Genomic DNA, 20,898 nt, shown 5'->3' with positions numbered 1-20,898 from the left:
TATATCAACATTGTGCTAGGAAGGTATCCTTGTGCCATTGGTAGAGAAAGATAACCCCTAAACCAATACCCCGCATCAACATAAAGCTCGTCATTGCAAACCACAGCGCGTGATTTTCCCACTCGGCGAATAAGTAAAAGACAACGAAGAAACTGCTGGTCGCGACAAACATACTATTGCGCATGTCTTTGCCTTTGGTTGCACCGACAAAAATGCCATCCAATAGAAAGCACCACATCGACGCAAGTGGCATCACCACCAGCCAAGGTAGATACACCGCTGCTTGCTGTTGGACCGTCTCAATTGAAGTGATCATGGCGATCAACTCCGATCCCGCCAAACCAAAGAGCGCGGTCAGTCCTAAGCAAATAACCAAACTCCAAAAGAAAGTGCCGACAAGCGATGCACTCAATTGTTGCCTATCTTTGGCACCAATCGCCTTCCCGACCATGGCCTCCATCGCATAAGCAAAGCCATCCATGCCATACGAGATAATCATCAGGAAGCTCATCAGAACCGCATTTGCAGCGACAACCTCATCACCCAAGCTCGCGCCTTGGAACGTCATAAAGCTAAAAGCCGCTTGCAGACACAAAGAGCGTAAGAAAATATCGCGATTCAATTTCACGAATCGCCCTAAACCGTGTTGAGTGCTGGCTAGCAACTTTTGAGGTGATGGTAATTGCCTCTCTCGCCAGGTTTTCCAGACACACATGAGACCAAAACCCATGCCAGAGTAGTCAGCAATCACCGATGCCAGCGCAGCGCCTTCTACTTTCCACCCCAAACCAATCACAAACAACAAATCGAGGGCAATATTCGTCACGTTGGTGATGATCACCATCCACATTGGTGCTTTGGAATTTTGCGTTCCGAGCAGCCACCCCAACAACACAAAGTTCATTAGCGCAGCGGGGGCACTCCACACACGGATAGAGAAATATTGCATACCGTAGTGTTTTACCTCTGCGCTGGCGTCACTCCAACCAAAGATCAAATCAGCTATCGGGGTATGGGCAATAAGGAAGACTAACGCAAACAGCAGCGCCATAAGTGAGCCTTGCATAAACACCAAGGCAAGTTGCTTTCGGTCTTCACCGCCATAGGACTGCGCCGCCAACCCAGTAGTCGACATACGCAAAAAACCAAGCAGCCAAAACGTCACGCTGATCATGGTGCTGCCCAACGCAACACCACCCAAATACCAAGCGTGGTCTAGATGACCAATCACCGCAGCATCGACCAAACCAAGCAATGGAACAGTAATATTCGACAGCACCATAGGTATAGCTAAAGCTAAGACTTGGCGATGAACTTTTGGGTTAGATAAAGGAGAGAAGATTGAATTTGTCACAGGCACCTCATCAGTAAGATCGACGAGTGTACCTGAGCGCTTAACGACTAGCCAATTACCACTTGATATGAACGAGTACTGGCGTGAGGCGATGCTTCAACATTGGAATCTTATTAAGCCAACGCTGCCAAGCTTTCCAACGAGAACAGAATCTATCGAATGGCGAGAAAGCTTTCACCCACTGTGCCCATGGTAACCATTGCAATATCTGTGCTGCAGGCGCTTCAAAGCCATGAGCATAACGATCAGAGCCAAGCTTTTGTCCCCACTTGGTTTCCGTTAAATCTCCTGCCAGCACCATACACAGTTCAGCAGAAACAAAATGTCGACCTAAGGTTTGAATAAATTTCGCGACTTGACGCTCTGTGCAATCGAGCAGTGCCATTTCACATAAAATGAGTACCGGTGCTTGCTCTGGAATGGCTAACGTCTCTAGCCACGACATTTCATCCACACTGCCACAGCGATGTTCATAACGTTCATTTTTGTGGAACAAACGCTGACGCCATACCAAATTTTCCGTCACATCCAGCTCTATCCAATGGCAGCGTCCATTATCCAAACGATAAAAGCGGGTATCCAACCCCGCTCCGACATTGATTATCCAGGCATCGGGATACTGCTGTAAGAAGTGACTAACCTGCTGGTCACAAAGCTGAGTCAGCGTCACGTGCAGCAATTGCTTCTGCGCAATATCACCACTCAAACAATCCGGCGCCATCTTACAGCTCAAACACGCTTTAGCAGCTATCGGATCGTACACCAAGCCATTGTCGACCATGCTTTCACGGCTACGCAATAACAGTGGCTTTAATAAATGGTTAGGAACTTGATGTTTAGACTGAGACATGGGCATTTCCTGCGCCAGAGAGAAAACATAGACATTAATAAAGATGATAATGAATATCAATTACATTATCAAGCTTATAAATTGGTCAAAACAAACAAGGTCAAGATGATGAGCAAGCTTTTGGAGGAAGTAGAAAAAGAGAAAAGACAAAACAGCCCAGATGAACTGGGCTGCTTAAACACACTTACATCCAATCGGTATTGCGAATAATACCAACGGCTAAGCCTTCAATCGTAAGGTGCTGAGACGTTAAGTCCACTTGGATTGGGGCAAACTCTTCATTCTCAGCATGCAGTAATATGGTTGAACCTTTGCGCTCCAAACGCTTCACAGTCACATCATCATCAACACGCGCAACGACAACTTGACCGTCTCTCACATCTTGGGTTTTATGCACCGCGAGCAAATCGCCATCCATAATCCCGATGTCTTTCATACTCTCGCCATTTACACGAAGTAAGAAATCCGCTTGCGGTTTGAACATCGCAGGATCGACTTGGTAGTGCGCCTCTACGTGCTCTTGAGCCAGAATTGGCTCACCCGCTGCGACTTGACCAATCAAAGGCAAACCCTGCTCATCATTGGCTGCGTCTTCAAGCAGGATACGAATCCCACGAGAAGCGCCTGGAATAATTTCAATTGCTTGCTTACGAGCAAGCGCTTTTAGGTGTTCCTCTGCGGCATTCGCAGAGCGGAAGCCAAGCTCACGCGCAATCTCTGCACGAGTTGGTGGCATTCCGGTGTCGTCGATTTTACTTTTAATCAAATCGAAGACTTGTTGTTGGCGTGGCGTTAACGGCTTCATGTCTCACCTGTCTTTTTATACAGTTAACTGTGAGTATATCCAGTAAATGCTCAAATGAAAACCCAATTGGTTGTTTTTTAATTTATTTGTGGGGAGCTTTCAGCTTACCAATTAAGTTCATTCTTTATTCGTTTAAAACACCGACTTTTCAGTTAATCAAGTCAAAGCAATAACTTAGGGGTTCGACTAATTTACAGCCAATAAAATTAAAAGGTTTGACCAGTTTCTGGTATCCTTGCAGCGCTTAAATTTTATCGCCTAGGCTTATTTCTATTGCCGTACTCATCTCTTTTTATAGAGAAGACATGCAAAGCGGAAACTGAAATAAGGTTAGGCCTGTTTGAATACCTATTGAGGCTGTGAACTTTATGTCTTCTGGACAATCATTTTCACGTTCATTACTAAAACTACCTTTATCGGTACTGGTAAAGGGCACCGCAATCCCGTCGAACCCGATTGAAGATCTGAACATCGACCTAACTAAACCGATTGTATATGCCCTGCCGTTCCGCTCGAACGTGGATTTGCTGACACTGCAAAAACAAGCCATGAGCCTTGGTCTACCCGACCCGCTCAGCCCGCTGGAAATCAATGGCAAAACGCTGAACCGTTTCGTCTTTATCGCTGCGCGTCCAACTGTGATGAACAACGATAATGATGTCCCAACCGATTCTGTTTCTCTGTTCACTGACTTACTGGAACTGCACAAGCTGGATAGTGAGTTGGATGTTCAAATGATCCCTGCAACCGTGCTTTGGGGTCGTAAGCCAGGTAAAGAAGAGAACCAAAAGCCTTACCTTCAACCGATGAATGGTCCGCAAAAAGCCAAAGCGGTAATGGCGGCGGGACGCGACTGCTTAGTTCGCTTTAGTCCCGTGGTATCTCTGCGTTATATGGCAGACTCCCACGGTACCGACAGCGCAATTGCGCACAAACTGGCTCGCGTGGCGCGTATCCACTTCTCACGCCAGAAACTGGCTGCTTCAGGCCCAAACCTGCCACAACGCCAAGTGTTGTTTGCTCGTTTACTAAAATCTCCAGCTATTGAACTGGCGATTGCTGACGAAGCCAAGAGCAAAAACATCTCGATTGATAAGGCACGTAAAGAAGCCCACGACATCATGGATGAAATCGCTGCCGACTTCTCCTATAGTCTGGTGAAAAACGGCGACCGCATCCTGAGTTGGTTATGGACAAAACTATACCAAGGTTTGCACATCAATAACGCCTCGACTGTGCGTCGTTTAGCGCAAGACGGCCACGAAATTGTGTACGTTCCTTGTCACCGTAGTCATATGGACTACCTGCTGTTGTCTTATGTTTTATACCATGAAGGCATGGTGCCTCCGCACATTGCGGCAGGCATTAACTTGAACTTCTTCCCGGCCGGTCCCCTTTTCCGTCGTGGTGGGGCGTTCTTTATTCGTCGTAGTTTTAAAGGCAACAAACTGTACTCAACCATTTTCCGTGAGTATCTAGCTGAGCTGTTTGCCAAAGGCTATTCAGTCGAGTACTTCAGTGAGGGTGGTCGTTCACGTACAGGTCGCTTACTGCAAGCGAAAACGGGTATGCTGGCTATGACCATCCAAGCAATGCTACGTGGTTTAAACCGCCCAGTAACGCTAGTGCCGGTCTACATAGGCTACGAGCACGTAATGGAAGTGGGCACTTACGCGAAAGAGCTGCGTGGCAAACGCAAAGAGAAAGAAAACGCAGGGCTTGTACTGCGTACTCTGCGTAAACTGCGTAACTTTGGTTTGGGCTATGTGAACTTCGGTGAGCCAATTCAGCTCAACCAATACTTGAACGAGCATGCTCCTGAGTGGACGAAAGACATCGACAGCATGGGTGGTAACAAACCACAATGGATGAATCCTGTGGTGAACGACCTTGCTAATAAGATGATGACGCACATCAACGATGCGGCGGCGGCAAACGCGTTGACCTTGTGTGCAACCGCACTGCTTGCTTCTCGTCAACGTGCACTTTCTCGTGACTCGCTGATCAATCAGATTGAGTGTTACTTAAAGCTACTCAAAAATAACCCGTACTCAAGCACCTCCACTATCCCTACCGAAAGTGCTGAGGAGTTGGTCGATCATGCAATTTCGCTTGATAAGTTCGTGATTGAAACCGATAGCATGGGTGACATCATTTCGCTGGACCGTAGCCAATCGATCCTGATGACCTACTATCGCAACAACATCATCCACTTGTTCGCTCTGCCGTCATTAATTGCCCAAATGCTCATTCGTCAGCGCAACCTTTCGGTAGCCAAGATTCAAGCGAATGTCGCGCAAATCTACCCATTCTTGAAGAAAGAGCTGTTCTTAAGTTACCAAGAAGACGAGTTAGATGAATTGGTCGTTAAAACACTGCATGAATTTGCCGATCAGAAAATGATTAGTCTGGATGGTGATAAGCTAGAGATCAATCAATCGAACAACCAGCCTTTGGTTCTGTTAGGTCGAACGATAACTGAAACGCTGCAACGCTACTCTATCGCGATGAACTTGCTTGTTGCTTACCCTGAGCTGGGTAAATCGGACCTAGAGCAGAAGAGCCAAGATATTGCTCAGCGCCTAGGGCGTTTGCACGGTATTAATGCGCCAGAATTCTTCGATAAAGGTGTGTTTACCGCCATGTTCAATACGCTCAAACAGCAAAAATACCTCGATAACGATGGTAACTGTGACACGAAGAAAACGCAGCAATTTGCACGGCTACTGTTCACTCTGCTTTATCCAGAAGTGAAACTGACGATCGAAGAGAGTATTCACCAACTTCGGTCGTAACCGTTTTACCTTCTTCCAATAAGAAAAAAGGCATCCAATCGGATGCCTTTTTCTATTTCTTCGCTTACCAAAATGCGACCAGTAACCCTATCGCTATCACCATGCCAACATAATTGTTGTTAAGGAAAGCCTTAAAGCACAACTCACGCTCACGGTGACGAATTAAGTGCTGCTGATAAACAAACAACGACGCTGCAATCAAAAGGGTCCAGTAGTAACTTTGTCCCAATTGGTAGAACTGCCCTAACCAAACCAACATCGCGAGTGTAATCAGTTGCAACACACCAATAATAAGCTTGTCATGACGACCAAACAGAATTGCCGTCGATTTAATGCCAATCTTTAGATCATCATCTCGGTCTACCATCGCATATTGAGTGTCGTACGCAATGGTCCACAAAGCATTAATGAGGAACAAAAACCAAACAATTAATGGTAATTCCCCAGTTTGTGCAGCCCACGCCATTGGAATCGCCCAGCTAAAAGCCAAGCCTAAAAATAGCTGTGGAATATGAGTGTAACGCTTCATAAATGGATAGATGAACGCCAACACAATGCCAGCGAAGGATAGCTGAATCGTCAGCGGGTTCATGGTCAGCACTAACAAAAACGAGCTGATACCCAAAACCAAAAATAATCCAATCGCTTCTTTTGCTGTCACTTTCCCTGATGGCAGTGGACGTTGCTTAGTACGCTTTACATGGCCGTCGACTTTGCGATCTGCAAAATCATTAATCACGCACCCCGCACTACGCATTAGGAAAACACCCAATACAAACACGATGAATACATCCCAACTTGGCATCCCTTGGGCTGAGATAATTAGCGCCCAAATCGTTGGCCACATCAGTAACAGTGAACCAATCGGGCGATCCATGCGCATCAGTTGCCAATATGCTTTGGCTTTTTCTGCGGACATTTACACTGTCTCCTTAGCGTAAACTGGTGAATTAGATAAGAATAACTCGGCGACTAGCATCGGTTTGTGATTCATCCACAACCTTGAGCGTCGCGCTAACAAACGTCCTTCTGGTACGGCTACCCATCCCATTTGCAAAGAGTCCCGCTCAACGTTATCTGCGCTGAACACAGTTAGTCCTAATGGGATATCCCCTTGTTGAGCCAAATCATACTGCTGATCAACTAAGGTTGAGCGAGGAATCAATGTCCGCCCAATAACCCAGTTATTATTGTCACCGCACAAAATTACCTCTCTCAGTAAGCAATCTTGTTCGGACAATAACTGGCTTTCGTCCTGTTTTAATGTCGCTGCAGTGACGATCTGATTTTGTAGCAATTCTACCGTTAACGCTTGGCAGTGCTGTTTTAAACGACGTGACAAAGACCCTTGCTCTTCAAGCCAGTGCTTGGCAAATTCATTTGGAAATTCGAATTCTTCGGGGTTTTGCCACTCTACTTCCAATAAAGAAGCAAGATAGAGTGATGTTGGCTGATTCATACTAGTATTCAATTGGAGGCTTTATGCGTACAATAAAGCAACAACTTACCGTCCATAGTAATGTATGTAACCGTAAGTTCCGTTATTTGTTATAGACGGCCCATTGTATCAAGACTGAAGCGATTCGAATATCGCGATCCAGAGAAAGAAAAGTTAGAAATATGTACAAACGTTATATAGCCCAAATTATTTTTGCGTTAACCATACTATTCGCCGCACCAAGTTGGGCTGAAACGGAAGAAGCTGGACCTAAGTTGGCATACTTTACCCTAGAGCCTGACCTCACTACTAACTTTTACACCAAAGGCAAAAAGTTAGGTTATGTGCAAGTGCGCATCGACATCATGGTAATGAGTCAACAAGATTTATCAGTTGTTGAGCATCACCAACCTTTGATTCGCGATGCAGTGATTGAATTATTGGGTAAGCAAACAGAAGATACGATTAAGTCCCTGTCTGGCCGAGAAGATCTGCGCAAAACCTTAGTGACGACCCTCAACGAAACGCTTTTGCCTGAAACAGGTAAAACCATCATTGCCGATTTGTTGTTTACAAAATACCTTTATCAATAAACCCAAATCCGTTTTGAACATAAAAAAGACCGCTCTTGAGCGGTCTTTTCATTTCATCTGCTTTAGGCTTGCTGTTGGTATTTCATCTTGCCTGAATCAAACAGCGCAATCGCCATCCCCGACAGTAGCCCAACTAAGTGAGCGGTGTTTGCAATCGCCATAAATGGCTGCACAAAACCAAGAACTAACCATACCAACATAAAGACGATGATTGGCTTAGGTAGCGTAAGGCCTAAATGTGGCAAGCGGTAACCTAATATCCACAAATAACCAAGCAGTGCATAGACCACGCCAGACAAGCCGCCGAAGTTAGCCCCTTCAACATAGAACTGGCCTGCCCCTGAAAGCGCTGCCGACACCACAAAGAGTTGCAATAGCTTACCGGAACCTAGACGACGTTCGATGTCGCCACCCAACTGCCACCACCATAGTAAGTTAAACACGATGTGAGTTACTGAAAAGTGCAGTAACGCATGACTTAGCCATCGCCACACTTGCCATTGTTGCCCCTCAAAAGCCGGGAAGTGCAACAACTTAAACACGCCATTGCCAAAGCCAAACATTTGTAACAAGTAGATGATGATACAGACTGTCATGATCAGCAAAGTCATGGGGCCAGCTTTCGCTTTGACCATGCTCATGATACTCGGGCTGGAATAATGAAATGTGCTCTTACGAGTATCGGCAACGTCCCACGAGGCGGCGCTGTATTTTGAATCAGACGGGTTAGCAAGGAACAGCTTAAGTTCGGCTTCCGCTTCTATTTCATGCTGGCTATCAGTCAGCCACAGCGCAAATTGCCCATCCCCTTCTGGCATCATTTCGATGTCAATTTGGCGAGAGGCCATATAATCAATAAAGGCTTGCGCCATACGTGGATTATTTAACGTTACCAATCTCTTCATTAACTTCTCACTATCGGTAGTTCTGCTCGATGCCAGGCTTCAAAGCCACCATCTACACTGTACACCTGTTCAAAGCCTTGGTTAACCAAATATTGCGCCGCACCTTGGCTACTAATGCCGTGGTAACACATCACCAGAATAGGTTGTTCGAACTCCACTTCATCCATAAACGCAACGATCGTATCGTTAGTTAAATGATACGCGGACTCCGCATGCGCAACGGCAAACGATTGAGGGTCACGGATATCTACAAGCTTCGCATCACCCTGCTCGAGCAGCGCTTGCGCACCTTGTACATCGATATGCTTAAACTGATCCATTTACTTTCTCATTGTCTTATTAATATACCCAAGCAACCTCGAACCTAACGTACTAATCAGCACCCGTGGTACAGCATAAAATCCATATTTGAAGCTGCTTGGGTATACTGCCGCTATTGTAACCTATCCAACGGCAAACTTAGACACATGGATAATCAGGTTTTCCAAAAGTGTACACATTCCAACCATTTGTGGATAAAGCTGTGAATTGCGTTGATAAAGTGTATTTGGATCTTTTGATCCACAATATGTAGTGATGATCCTGATCTAACTGTGTGTATATCTATAACTATCCCCAGATGGAAAAGTGCTTGAATCCCTTATTTTGTCCGGGTTTCGAACAGTTGATAAATAATTACTTCACAGAGTTATACACAGGTAGCACATAAAATCCAGATCGCAAACGCTATCGATTTTCGATCGACAATAAAAAAGCCGAGATCACATGATCTCGGCTTTCTATGAAAATCTTACTTTCAATTAGCAGTGGAAATTAAAATTCACCCACGGCCAATTTTAGTTTCTTCATTGCATTTTTTTCTAGCTGGCGAATACGCTCGGCAGAAACACCGAACTCATCAGCTAAGTCTTGCAATGTTGCTTTCTCATCATCTAACCAACGAGAACGCACGATGCGCTGACTACGCTCATCCAAACTCGCTAATGCATGACCCAAGCGATTGTTGGTGTGCATTTCCCAGTTGGCGGCTTCAATGTTGTCGGCCACATCAGACGATTTGTCTTCTAGGTATAGCATCGGCGCTGTGTAAGCGTTTGAACTGTCGTCTTCATCAGTTGGCATATCAAAGGTTGAATCCACCGCCGCTAAGCGTGATTCCATCTCGCGAACTTCAGAAGGCTCAACACCTAACTCGCGCGCAACGGTTTCCACTTCACCGTTGTTAAACCAACCCAAGCGCTTTTTCGACTTACGCAGGTTGAAGAACAATTTACGTTGCGCTTTAGTGGTCGCAATTTTCACGATACGCCAGTTACGTAGCACGTATTCGTGGATCTCTGCTTTGATCCAGTGGACAGCAAAAGAAACCAAGCGAACCCCTACTTCTGGGTTAAAACGCTTAACGGCTTTCATTAGACCGATGTTACCCTCTTGCACAAGATCCGCCATCGGCAAACCGTAGCCAGAGTAACCACGAGCAACGTGAACAACGAATCGTAGGTGCGAAAGAATTAGACCTTTTGCAGCCTCAATCTCACCTTTATAGTGTAATCGTTCTGCCAGCTCACGCTCTTCGTCTGCAGTCAGCATTGGGTAGCTGTTTACTGAGCGAATATAGCTATCAAGGCTATCTTGCGTGACTAGAGCCATCGGATACGCTTCTTTTGTCATTCAATTCCTCATCAATCTCTGATCTGGAGCATTACATTGCAATTTAGCTTCGATATCTTGAACTCAAAATGAACAAGTTTCAAGAAGGGGAAGCAATTATCCATAAACATTTGGTCTAAGCAAGGGTTCAAAATTAGCTAGTGCTAATGAAATCCAAGTAATAAGACCGCCATCACTTAAACTGGTTCAATTTCTTTTAAATGTCGTTGCGCAGAAAAACGCGCCGCAATACATCCCAAAAGACTCCCAATGATGATTAATAACAAAGATTCATCCCAACTTAGACCAATCAGGCGGAACTGGCTATCGTACAACGCAGCAAGGTCTTCCACCGCACTATTCATGACAATGGTCACTAAAGCCGTTACCAACCACGCAATAGTGGCACCTAACACGCCAAACCACATACCTGTGTACAAGTAAGGGCGCAGAATAAAACTGTCCGTCGCACCGATCAGTTTCATGGTTTGAATCTCTTCTTTATTCGCCAGCACATTAAATCGCAATGTATTGCCAACGATTAAAAATACCGCACCGAGCATCAGCACTGTCAGGGTAATGACAATAATACTCGCGAGAGTTTTGATGGCATCAAGACGCGCCAGCCAGTCTTCGTCAAGTCTCACGTCGGTCACATCTTGTTGCTCTCGAACGTCTTTGGCTAATGACTGAATATCACTTTTTAGCTCCGAATCTGGCGTAATCACCAACACACCAGGAAGCGCATAGCCACTTAAAAGACTGATAGCTTGGTCGAACCCTGCATATTGGCTTAAATCAGATAGACCTTGTTGCGGTGAAATATATTCTACCTCTTTTACCAAAGGCCAAGTTTCAATTTGATCTTTGAGAACCATCACTCGCGCATCCGGCATGCCTTCAACTAAGTAAGCACTAACTTGTGAAGGAGAAGCGACATCTTCCGCTGCCCCTGCAACGTTTTTCCCCAATAGATACAAACAAGCTGGCATGGCAAGTGCCATGGAGATGACCGCTAGGGTCAGAATGTTGCCTAGTGGTCGTTGCCATAAGGCGCTAAAAGAGGATTTAGCTTGTTTTGCGTGGACAGAGAAAAAACCATCGGTATTCGCACGCTTGGCACTACGGCCTTTCCCCTTCTTTTGGGAGTGCTTGTTACCTGCCATAGTCTTCTACCTCACTTAGGAAGCCTTGGTTCAATTCAAAATGACGATACTGTGGGCGAGTGTTTACTAACCCCACATCGTGCGTGGCAAGTAGTATAGTCACGCCCGCACGGTTAAATTCTTCGAATAGACGCAACACACGGTTGGATAATTCTGGGTCAAGGTTACCCGTAGGCTCATCAGCCACCAGCAACGTTGGTCGATTAACCACAGCACGGGCAATACCGACGCGCTGTTGCTCACCACCAGAAAGTTGACTAGGTAGACAACGAGCTTTATCGAGTAAGCCCGTTTTATCTAACGCCGCAGAAACACGGCGTTTGATTTCGTTTTCAGAAATCGATTCGATACGCATTGGCAGAGCGACATTGTCGTACACACTGCGATCCATCAATAGGCGATGATCTTGAAAAACAATCCCAATATTGCGGCGCAAAAAAGGGATGTCTTTGCCTGGAATACGCGTGATGTCGTGGCCATTAAAATGGATTTTGCCATCGGTTGGTCGCTCTATCGCGCAGATCAATTTCAGCAAGGTACTCTTACCAGCCCCGGAATGTCCGCCTAAAAACGCCATTTCACCGCGCCTCAGGTGAAAATCGACTTTTTGCAGTGCTTGTCGACCACCTCGGTAAGCTTTGCTTACTTGCTGAAATTTGATCACCGTTGATTTCCTCTAACTCTTTTTATTCTTCACGACTAAACAGTGCGTCAATAAACTCTTGAGTTTCAAATGGACGCAAGTCTTCGATACCTTCACCCACACCAATGTAACGAATTGGAATACCGAACTGATCAGCAATAGCGAAAATTACGCCGCCCTTGGCTGTACCATCCAGCTTAGTCAAAGTAATCCCGGTTAGAGGGGCAACATCACTGAAAAGTTTCGCTTGGCTAATGGCATTTTGTCCTGTACCTGCGTCAAGCGTTAGCATGATCTCATGTGGTGCAGAGTCATCAATTTTCTTCATCACACGTACAATCTTACGCAGCTCTTCCATTAGGTTCGCTTTGTTCTGTAGACGACCTGCTGTATCAGCAATCACCACATCCACACCACGTGCTTTTGCCGCTTCAATCGCATCATAGATAACAGAGGCACTGTCTGCGCCAGTATGTTGAGCAATCACAGGAACATTATTACGTTCACCCCACACTTGTAGCTGCTCAACCGCTGCGGCACGGAAAGTATCGCCCGCTGCAAGCATCACTTTTTTGCCTTGAGTTTGGAACTGCTTGGCAAGCTTACCGATGGTCGTGGTTTTACCCACGCCATTTACACCCACCATCAAGATGACGTAAGGCGTTTTGTTGCTATCGATTTCTAGTGGCTGTTCGACTTTAGAAAGAATCTCAGCCATTTCTTCTTTCAACAAACCATAAAGGGCTTCGCCGTCTTTCAGATCGCCACGTGTGGCTTTTTCTGTCAGGTTGTTGATGATTTTTGTTGTGGTATTCATGCCCACATCAGCAATAAGCAGTTGCTCTTCTAACTCTTCAAATAAGTCTTCATCGATTTTCTTACCGCTGAATAGACCGAAGAAGCCAGCACCAATATTTGCTTTTGTTCGGCTTAGGCTGCGTTTAAGACGAGCAAAAAAGCTTTCTGTTGGCTTTTCTTGTTCTTGAACACGAGGCGCGGCCGATACGACTTCTGGCTCTTCTGCTTCTGCTTCTGCTTCTGCTTCTGCTTCTGCTTCTGCTGGGGCGGCCTCTGATTGTTTCGCTTCTTCTTCAAGTTCTGGCGTTGCTTCCGCTTGCTCAGCAACCGCTTCGGTTTGCTGCTCTTCAGAAGGCGCTTCCACTGCTTCTTCTTTTACTGTTTCTTCAGTTTTTGGTTTTGGGCTTTGTTCTTCGTCACCAAAACCTAGCCACGAAAGTAATCCGCGCTTCTTTTTTTCCGTCATCTGGGGCTATCCTAGATTGTTCTTTTATCTATTAATGACTCTTTTTTGACAAGATTATTATCTGTCTAAAAAAGGCTAATGACAAAGTTCTGAAAACTTTCCGATTAGGTAATTCTAATCTTATTAGTGTTACACTCTGTCATCTTGAATATTCTGGGCTGTATCCAAGCTCCAAGCTCATTGCTTGGGCGATTAGATATAGTATCACTTTATTAGCGGTCAAAAAATCTATGGTAAGACGTCGCCAGCAAAACTCATCACAAAAAAAGCCAACAACGGGCTTTGTTCGCATTATTAGTGGCTTATGGAGAGGCAGAAAACTTCCTGTACACGATGCTGAAGGCTTACGCCCCACGACCGATCGCGTCAAAGAAACGCTGTTTAACTGGTTAGCTCAAGATGTACCACAGGCAAAATGTCTCGACTTATTTGCTGGCTCTGGCGGCTTGGGATTTGAGTCAGCTTCGCGCCAAGCAGAGCAAGTGACCATGGTTGAGCTAAACCCACAAGCTTTCCAACAGTTACAAAAGAATGTTGCCTCTCTTAACGCGAACAACATCCAAGTGGTAAATACCGACGCACTGAGTTTTTTGAAGCAACCGGGTTCTGCTCACCATGTGGTGTTTATTGACCCACCGTTTCGCAAAGGTCTATTGGATGAGACCGTGGCTCTGCTAGAACAAAATGGCTGGCTCGCGGAAGATGCGATGATTTATATTGAAACAGAAAAAGAACTCAATATTGCCGACTTACCAGAAAACTGGCAATTACATCGAGAAAAAACAGCAGGCCAAGTGAGCTATCGTCTGTACGAACGTACCTCCGCATAACGCCTCGATTTAAAAGGATACTTAAATGAAAGCACTAATTATGCTGGCCAAAGCGGCTATCGCCTTTGTTTGGTTAGTATTAATCCTAAATATTTTTATGCCCTTTCCCGGCAATGCCGCGATTGCGCTATACATCATGACCGCTTTTTTGTTCATCATGCACGGTTTACAAATGGCCATCTTCATTGGTGCATTTGGCGACAAAATAAAAATGAGCAGTTGGGAAAAATATTCAATCCTGATTTTTGGTATTTTTGCCCTACTCGATATTCGTCGTAAACACATGATGTAATCGCTCAGATACGAAAAAGCCGCTCTTGTGAGCGGCTTTTTTCTGCGTTTCGTTCGTCACCCAATGTAACTTTTTACACCATCTAAGAACATTTGAGTGGAGATCATCACCAGTAACAAGCCCATTAAGCGTTCTACCGCCTTCAAGCCACGTTCACCCAACAAGCGATTAAAGAAGCCATAAAACATCAGTATAAAAAATGTTGCGCCCCACGCAATTACGACTGATGCTGACATTTCCAACATTTTCTCTGGATGTTGCGAAGACAGTAAAAGCAAGGCAGCAATCACTGAAGGGCCCGCGATCATAGGAATGGCCATCGGAACAATAAAGGGCTCCTCGCCTGCTGCCAGTCCAGTGATGCTGCCAGCACTCGGGAAAATCATCTTAATCGCAATAATGAAGAGAATAATGCCACCTGAAATGCTGAGCGTTTCTGGCTGGACATGCAAAAAACTTAAGATGCTTTGTCCTGCAAACAGAAACAGCATCAAAATCAGTAAGGCAAACAGTAGTTCACGAATCAATACCTTACGACGACGCTTGGGATCGATATGTTTGAGAATAGACAACACAATCGGCAAGTTACCGAGAGGGTCCATGATTAGAAACAGCATGGTCGCTGCAGAAAGAATGTCCATATTCTGGCCTCACCTAAAAAATGGCGGCCAGTGTATAGCAAACTGACAACATGAGTATATGACTGAGGGCGAAAACACCATAGTCACCCTCGATCTTAGCCGCCGTTTAGTGATTGCAAACTCGCGCCATATTGACCACAAACTTACCTTCAAGCTCACGAATTTTGTCGCGCTTGAGCAAAAATGCTAGTAATGCATCTAAGTCTAGATCATTCAGTTTACAGGTGTGAAAGCGAACGCTAGCACCAAAGTGCTGTGTGAGGGCTTCGCGATCCATTGGTGTTTCTCTAAGTAGGTTTAGCAGCTCGTGAGCATGGATTTCACTCATTATTGACTCCAGTTATTAAGAACAATGCGTTCAGTTTACTGAAATCCTCAAGAGCTGCTTTGACTTAAATTAGTAAATGATTGAGGCAACAATGAGGGCATGAGCAAAAAAGTAACTGCCACTCACCCACAAATAGGCGTGTTTCATCGGTTTTCGATAACCGTGTATCGCGTATGCCAGCGCCGAATAGATGAGAACTAAGGTTCCGCTAAAGCCGATAGCATTGGCGTAACTCGGCACTTGTAACCAAACTTCACCGGCTGCCCAAGCAAGTTGAACCAGCATCATCCCCATGATCACAACAGGGAATACCAGAGAGTCGAGTTGAGGTAGCAACAAAAAGAACGCCACGATACTCGCTGCAAGCAGCAGGGCCAACAGCCACCAGACAATCTCACCATTAAGCTGCACCCAAAATGACTTGCTGTAGCATACCTGGGCAACCAGATAAGCCGTAAAATAGATTAGCTTACGAGTTTTAAACGAGTGCAGCGTATCTGCCACCATAGACACAATAAGCCCACCCGCAATCCAGTAGGTATATGTTGCGGATGCACCTTGAGTTAACACCAACACAAGAAGAAGTAGCAGAGTAAAGATTTTAAACACGAGGGATTGTGTCGGGTTAGCTTGCTTTGCTCCCAACACGGAATACACACCTGATAGCCCTATCGCCAGCCAACTCCACATGCAGTATACACCTTTTACTTAAACTCGCCGCTAGTCTAGGTAGACCAGTTTTGATGTAAAGACACAATCTACGAAAGTTGGATCTCGCTAGCGATTCGAAACATTTTGTAACCCTCAGCCTACGTAATAATAAAGCCGATGAGCCTGAATGATGCCACTAAACATTGGGGCCAAGCTTTGCTCATCAGCCGAACCCATCAAATCACACGACACAATAACCAACGCTTTCTAAAACTATTTAACTGAAAAACAGATAAGTGCTCCAGGTAAGCCGCTACTTCACAAACTGACGATTAAACCACCAGGATGTATGCAATGCAGGCAACAAGAATAAATAACAGACACAAAATAGAAAATAGTCTTAGTAGCGCCCTAAGAGAGGAAAAACTACTGATGACTAGGGGTAAAAACTAAGAAAACCGACCTTAATTCAGTAAAAAAAACATCAGACAAGAAAAGTAAGTCAATGATAAATAAAACCATAATTTCAATAACAGATAAAAGTGCGGACTTCATAAACCATAAAATCACTAAACACTTTTGAAGCCCATATTTTCTCATAAGGTAAGAAAATCTCACTCCATGCTTTCGATTTGACGATGCAACCTCATAGCACATTTTTTAATTTTCTCAATTTTTGAGAAATACAGACAAAATAAAGACCCAACATACCATTCGAAACAAAAAACAATTACAAAGCCAACACCACAAACCATTTAACATTATAAAATCAAACACTTAAAACCCAAAAGGATAAAAAAAAAACAATGTGAACACTTTAAATACAGGACAAAAAACATAGTTTCATTAGTCAGAATCATGTAAAACCAGACAAGTTAAGTGTGGTTTTTGAAAAGATTAACGAGCATATGTTGATCAAACCCCAAAAACAGTGCTATATTAAATTCATCGAGTTCATCAAAGATTAAGGGGTAGTGTTATGATTTCATCTTCTCAAAAACAAGGGCTGGTTATGATTGCAGTGGTTGTGGGTTTAATGACACTGCCAATGATGTACTAACCCAATGATTTAAAATAAAAAAGGACGCAAATGCGTCCTTTTTTATTTATCTGTATAGCTCTACTGAATGTGCTTAGACAAAATATCCCAGTGCATATAGTAGAAACCAAGAGCGGCCAGCGTAATCAACGTCATTAGCAAAATTGCTGTACGCCAAATAAAGCGAGAGCTTCTTGGTGTCAGCTCTTTTTCACAAGCATCACATGCCGCCATAAAGCCTTTACGATCATCCAGCTTGTAATCGTCTTCGTGCACCACTTTGTTACGCACGGTTGCGATGAATCGAAGCTTTGCTATCACGTCATGCGGTAAACGTTCTTCACAACTATTAATAAGTTGGTGCAACCCTTTCCCTTCTGCATGGTACTGAGTACGCAAAAGTTTTTCGATCGTTCGGGTACGCATGACTACTTTTTCAATATCTGACATCGTAACCCTCCTTACCAGACCCTTCCTATGTTCATTATTTTTATTCTTCTATAAATTTAGAGCTTTTTCGAGCCGTTAAGTGCAATTTTACTTTCAATTTGTGCCCTTGAGCTCATATAGCCTAACAAGTGAAAGCCGCTTCGTTCAGCTTTAGTGACTTCGCTTGCAGATGAAGCGACGATTTCATCGTGCATCATTAAGATAAATCGTGAAGTGCGCCGAATAATCTCCATATCCCTTTCATTAGATTATGAATAAGCTACCTCAACTCATCGTTTCGTCAGCGAGTTCTGTAGAATGGGACCCGATAAAACATTGGAGGTTAATATGCCAATCTCACTTATTGTCGCCCTATTCGCCCTTATTGCCTTGGGCGCGTGGGTGTTTTTCCGTTTTTATAGTAAGCACTATGTGGGCGAAGACGCTCCAGAGCAAAGCGCGCAGGTAACGGTTTTAGATAAACAAGCGATAGACATACCAAACGCACCACCAGGTCAAGACGATCAAGAGTATTGGATTTACGTTCAACGTGGTTCTATCGGTCCAAAGCGTGAATTCCAAATTGGAGTGCATTACTACCATGCACTCAACCCTGGAGATAAGGGAACACTGACCTATCGCGGCAACAAGTTCCTTCACTTCGCTATCAAACGTTAAGGCAGTAACCAACGAGTCTTGGCAGAACGAGAAAAGAGATAGCTCATCGCCAAGGCTCCAGATCCACTTAGAACGATCCAGACTGGAATCACCCAAGCAGGATGTCCTGTGTACCAACCGAACTCTTTCATCGGCCATAAGAAAATAGGGTGAAGTAAGTAAATCCCCAAGCTGTGCTGACTGATCACACTGACCGCTTTTTGTACTTTTGGTGATAAGCCTTCACCAAAGTAACGCCCGATCATAAAAATCATCGAAGCCGCTAGAATCACATTCAGTGTTTTATAAGAGAGCCAGCGCCCAACCGTATACTTCTCCGCCTCTAAGCTATTTGTCACAACCATCGTAAAGGTCACTGCCAACGCCACGAGTCCTAGCCCAACAAATAAGGTCACCATAGAGCGATTCAAAGGTACCTTTTGAAATAAAACATACCCCAGTGGAAGGTAACCCATATAAAGCCACATCTGATTACTCCAAGGGCCATCAATCTTGAACAAGAACAGAGTGCTGGTGAAAAGCCAAAATGCGAGATAGGTATACAAGACGTTGTCATCCACGTTGCGTACCATCCATTGAAACAGCGGAATCACAAAATACAGTGGTATAAAGTAATAGAAAAAGCCGAGATGGTAATACGATGCGTGGAATGGGCTATTGCTTAATACCTCTTTTACGGTTTCAAAATCAAAGCCTTGAGAAGTCCAGCCTGAAAGGTATGCATAAAACATCGACCAAATAAGAAATGGAACTAAAACTTTGCCCAAACGCCTTTTGATATAATACTTACCGTCAAATGGTCGAGTGTCACTGAGCATTAGCGCTCCGGTGATCAAAATAAAAACTGGCACTGCCCAGCGGGTTACGCTATTCACGCCTACCGCTGTCAGCCATTGGTCAAATGGAATCACTCCTAACTCATTTCGATACGGTGCCAAAACGTGAATGGCGATCACTGCTACCGCTGCGAAGCAGCGCAATAAATCAAAAAACAGAACCCTTTCTCTCATACCTTTCCCTACTTTGAGTCGCTTATCGTTTATAGCATAGGGTAAATCTCAACCAGTGAAATGGTTAACAATCTGTTTTTGCTTATTTTTAACTCAACAATGACCTACAACGGGGATTTCATCACCACTCTAATCACTTAACGAGAACCAAAAACCAAGCATCAGTATTCACTCTCGATGCCAAACCGACACAATCTGATTACAGCAAACGGCGCATAAGAAACAAAAATGGCTCCGATTTGGAGCCATTTATACCATCGACAGATAGCGATACTGGGGATAGTTACGCAGTAGCAACATTAGCTTTTGGCAACTTAATTGAAATCAGCGTCGTCATTGCCAAGAAAGCAAAAGAAACCCATAAGCACGCTGCAAGACCAGCCTCTTGGTAGATCCAACCCGATAATACCGTGCCAATCAAACGTCCCATCGCATTGGCCATGTAGTAAAAACCGACATCCAACGAGACGCCATCGCCTTTAGCGTAGCTCACTATCAAGTACGAGTGCAGCGAAGAGTTAATGGCAAACACAGCGCCAAAAATCATCAAACCTACCACAATCACCAATTCAGGCTGCCAACCGATTTGCACACCATAAGCAATACCAGCCGTAATTAACGCTAGGACTCCTGCCCACACCAATGCTGCACTACCATCAGGCACACGACCTTGCGCTTTGCCAGTAATACGCGGCGCAAAGCCTTGCACAAACCCATAAGCAATGACCCACGCTGCGAGAAAGCTACCAACCCACAAGTGATCCCAGCCAAACACGCTACCAAGATAAATAGGCAGAGCAACGACAAACCACACATCACGAGCACCAAACAAGAACATGCGTGCTGCGGATAAAATGTTTATCGATTCAGACTTGGAGAATATTTGGCGAAACTTAGGTTTACTCTTTGCTTTACCCATGTCCGCTTCTAGCCAGATCATGCTGCAAACAAACACTAATGTAAGTACACCCGCCATAATAAACATCGAGTTTTGAAAACCCACCCAAGACAGCAGCAAGCCACCAACAAAAAAGCCCGCTCCTTTGAGTGCATTCTTCGAGCCAGTCAAAATCGCTACCCATTTGTAGAGCGCACCTTGCTGTTCGTCTGGTACTAGCGTTTTAATCGCGCTCTTAGCACTCATTTTGTTCAGATCTTTGGCAATCCCCGACAGAGCTTGCGCTGCCATCACCCAAGGAATGGTCAGCCATGCATTTGGTACTGCGAGCATCAGCAACGCAAACACTTGCATCGCCAAACCAATGTTCATGGTTTTATTTAGGCCTAACCTTGCGCCCAACCAACCACCAACCAGGTTTGTCACCACACCAAAAAATTCATAGAAAAGAAACAGTGAGGCAATAGCTAACGTGGAATAACCTAAGTCATGAAAATAGAGCACCACCAGCATACGCAGTGCGCCATCGGTCACCGTAAAGTTCCAATAGTTAAACGTCACTAACATGTACTGACGAATACTTTTGCTTAATTGAGAAATCATATTGACCTCATATGTACAGCGATAGAAGCATTTAGA

Annotated in this window: 22 protein-coding genes; 5 read left to right on the top strand and 17 right to left on the bottom strand. The window is 44.8% G+C overall.

What is annotated here, in order from left to right; translation table 11 throughout:
- Positions 1-4: 4 nt before the first annotated feature.
- The 3 genes from dinF to lexA all read right to left on the bottom strand — a co-directional run bounded on the left by dinF (position 5) and on the right by lexA (position 3,009).
- A complete protein-coding gene (dinF, locus tag R7127_RS21865; protein WP_017636071.1) occupies positions 5-1,354 on the bottom strand; it encodes an MATE family efflux transporter DinF in 1,350 nt (449 codons plus the stop codon).
- Positions 1,355-1,409: 55 nt separating this feature from the next.
- Positions 1,410-2,204, bottom strand: a complete 795-nt coding sequence (locus R7127_RS21860) for a class I SAM-dependent methyltransferase (RefSeq protein WP_005378679.1) — start codon at positions 2,202-2,204, stop codon at positions 1,410-1,412.
- A gap of 184 nt (positions 2,205-2,388) precedes the next feature.
- Complete coding sequence (lexA, locus tag R7127_RS21855; protein ID WP_005378682.1) at positions 2,389-3,009, bottom strand: transcriptional repressor LexA; 621 nt, start codon at positions 3,007-3,009, stop codon at positions 2,389-2,391.
- Positions 3,010-3,377: 368 nt separating this feature from the next.
- On the opposite strand from lexA, the gene plsB reads away from it, so the two are divergent.
- The gene (gene plsB / locus R7127_RS21850) at positions 3,378-5,804 is read left to right on the top strand and encodes a glycerol-3-phosphate 1-O-acyltransferase PlsB (RefSeq protein ID WP_033907264.1); all 2,427 of its coding nucleotides are present in this window, start codon (positions 3,378-3,380) and stop codon (positions 5,802-5,804) included.
- A 64-nt stretch (positions 5,805-5,868) separates the two neighbouring features.
- On the opposite strand, the gene ubiA is transcribed toward plsB, so the two are convergent.
- Together ubiA and R7127_RS21840 are read right to left on the bottom strand one after the other, a co-directional pair.
- Positions 5,869-6,723, bottom strand: coding sequence for a 4-hydroxybenzoate octaprenyltransferase (gene ubiA / locus R7127_RS21845; RefSeq protein ID WP_005378684.1), 855 nt, complete (start codon positions 6,721-6,723; stop codon positions 5,869-5,871).
- Complete coding sequence (locus R7127_RS21840; RefSeq protein WP_005378686.1) at positions 6,724-7,263, bottom strand: chorismate lyase; 540 nt, start codon at positions 7,261-7,263, stop codon at positions 6,724-6,726.
- 161 nt (positions 7,264-7,424) lie between these two features.
- Between R7127_RS21840 and R7127_RS21835 the strand changes: the two genes are divergently transcribed.
- Positions 7,425-7,835, top strand: a complete 411-nt coding sequence (locus tag R7127_RS21835; RefSeq protein WP_005378687.1) for a flagellar basal body-associated protein FliL — start codon at positions 7,425-7,427, stop codon at positions 7,833-7,835.
- Positions 7,836-7,897: 62 nt separating this feature from the next.
- Here the strand turns inward: R7127_RS21835 and glpG are convergent, their stop codons facing one another.
- From glpG to ftsY, 6 genes are all read right to left on the bottom strand, one after another.
- Positions 7,898-8,740, bottom strand: coding sequence for a rhomboid family intramembrane serine protease GlpG (glpG, locus tag R7127_RS21830; protein ID WP_017636076.1), 843 nt, complete (start codon positions 8,738-8,740; stop codon positions 7,898-7,900).
- Entirely contained in the window at positions 8,740-9,060 is a 321-nt protein-coding gene (glpE, locus tag R7127_RS21825; RefSeq protein ID WP_005378691.1) for a thiosulfate sulfurtransferase GlpE, read from the bottom strand. Before glpE ends, glpG begins: the two co-directional genes overlap by 1 nt.
- 493 nt (positions 9,061-9,553) lie before the next feature.
- Positions 9,554-10,411, bottom strand: a complete 858-nt coding sequence (gene rpoH, locus R7127_RS21820; protein WP_005378693.1) for an RNA polymerase sigma factor RpoH — start codon at positions 10,409-10,411, stop codon at positions 9,554-9,556.
- A gap of 176 nt (positions 10,412-10,587) precedes the next feature.
- On the bottom strand, positions 10,588-11,556 hold the full coding sequence (gene ftsX, locus R7127_RS21815) for a permease-like cell division protein FtsX (RefSeq protein ID WP_005378695.1): 969 nt from the start codon (positions 11,554-11,556) through the stop codon (positions 10,588-10,590).
- Positions 11,546-12,220: a cell division ATP-binding protein FtsE gene (ftsE, locus tag R7127_RS21810; RefSeq protein WP_005378697.1), complete on the bottom strand. Its 675-nt coding sequence runs from the start codon at positions 12,218-12,220 to the stop codon at positions 11,546-11,548. Before ftsE ends, ftsX begins: the two co-directional genes overlap by 11 nt.
- Before the next feature lie 22 nt (positions 12,221-12,242).
- Entirely contained in the window at positions 12,243-13,463 is a 1,221-nt protein-coding gene (ftsY, locus tag R7127_RS21805; RefSeq protein WP_064368850.1) for a signal recognition particle-docking protein FtsY, read from the bottom strand.
- Between the two features lie 230 nt (positions 13,464-13,693).
- On the opposite strand from ftsY, the gene rsmD reads away from it, so the two are divergent.
- Positions 13,694-14,293, top strand: coding sequence for a 16S rRNA (guanine(966)-N(2))-methyltransferase RsmD (gene rsmD / locus R7127_RS21800; RefSeq protein WP_005378702.1), 600 nt, complete (start codon positions 13,694-13,696; stop codon positions 14,291-14,293).
- Between the two features lie 25 nt (positions 14,294-14,318).
- Positions 14,319-14,585: a DUF1145 domain-containing protein gene (locus R7127_RS21795; protein ID WP_005378704.1), complete on the top strand. Its 267-nt coding sequence runs from the start codon at positions 14,319-14,321 to the stop codon at positions 14,583-14,585.
- Between the two features lie 56 nt (positions 14,586-14,641).
- Here the strand turns inward: R7127_RS21795 and R7127_RS21790 are convergent, their stop codons facing one another.
- The 4 genes from R7127_RS21790 to R7127_RS21775 all read right to left on the bottom strand — a co-directional run bounded on the left by R7127_RS21790 (position 14,642) and on the right by R7127_RS21775 (position 17,694).
- The gene (locus R7127_RS21790; protein WP_005389671.1) at positions 14,642-15,226 is read right to left on the bottom strand and encodes a YhgN family NAAT transporter; all 585 of its coding nucleotides are present in this window, start codon (positions 15,224-15,226) and stop codon (positions 14,642-14,644) included.
- A 106-nt stretch (positions 15,227-15,332) separates the two neighbouring features.
- Positions 15,333-15,554 carry a YecH family metal-binding protein gene (locus R7127_RS21785; protein WP_005378711.1) on the bottom strand — a complete coding sequence of 74 codons (222 nt, stop codon included), beginning with the start codon at positions 15,552-15,554 and terminating at the stop codon, positions 15,333-15,335.
- A gap of 69 nt (positions 15,555-15,623) precedes the next feature.
- Positions 15,624-16,244: a lysoplasmalogenase gene (locus R7127_RS21780; protein ID WP_005389670.1), complete on the bottom strand. Its 621-nt coding sequence runs from the start codon at positions 16,242-16,244 to the stop codon at positions 15,624-15,626.
- 1,081 nt (positions 16,245-17,325) lie between these two features.
- Positions 17,326-17,694, bottom strand: a complete 369-nt coding sequence (locus R7127_RS21775) for a hypothetical protein (RefSeq protein WP_005378717.1) — start codon at positions 17,692-17,694, stop codon at positions 17,326-17,328.
- A gap of 327 nt (positions 17,695-18,021) precedes the next feature.
- Here R7127_RS21775 and R7127_RS21770 point away from each other — a divergent pair, with 327 nt between their 5' ends.
- Positions 18,022-18,351 carry a DUF2500 domain-containing protein gene (locus R7127_RS21770; protein ID WP_005389668.1) on the top strand — a complete coding sequence of 110 codons (330 nt, stop codon included), beginning with the start codon at positions 18,022-18,024 and terminating at the stop codon, positions 18,349-18,351.
- Here R7127_RS21770 and R7127_RS21765 read toward each other — a convergent pair.
- Complete coding sequence (locus tag R7127_RS21765) at positions 18,348-19,361, bottom strand: acyltransferase (RefSeq protein ID WP_318148531.1); 1,014 nt, start codon at positions 19,359-19,361, stop codon at positions 18,348-18,350. The two genes, R7127_RS21770 and R7127_RS21765, sit on opposite strands and share 4 nt — an antisense overlap.
- 283 nt (positions 19,362-19,644) lie before the next feature.
- Entirely contained in the window at positions 19,645-20,862 is a 1,218-nt protein-coding gene (arsJ, locus tag R7127_RS21760) for an organoarsenical effux MFS transporter ArsJ (RefSeq protein WP_104979841.1), read from the bottom strand.
- Positions 20,863-20,898: the final 36 nt, after the last annotated feature.

This window comes from Vibrio sp. 1159, from assembly GCF_033340395.1.
Classification (GTDB): Bacteria; Pseudomonadota; Gammaproteobacteria; order Enterobacterales; family Vibrionaceae; genus Vibrio; species Vibrio alginolyticus.
Note: the sequence above shows the minus strand (reverse complement) of the source record. Positions and strands in the feature narration are given on the sequence as shown.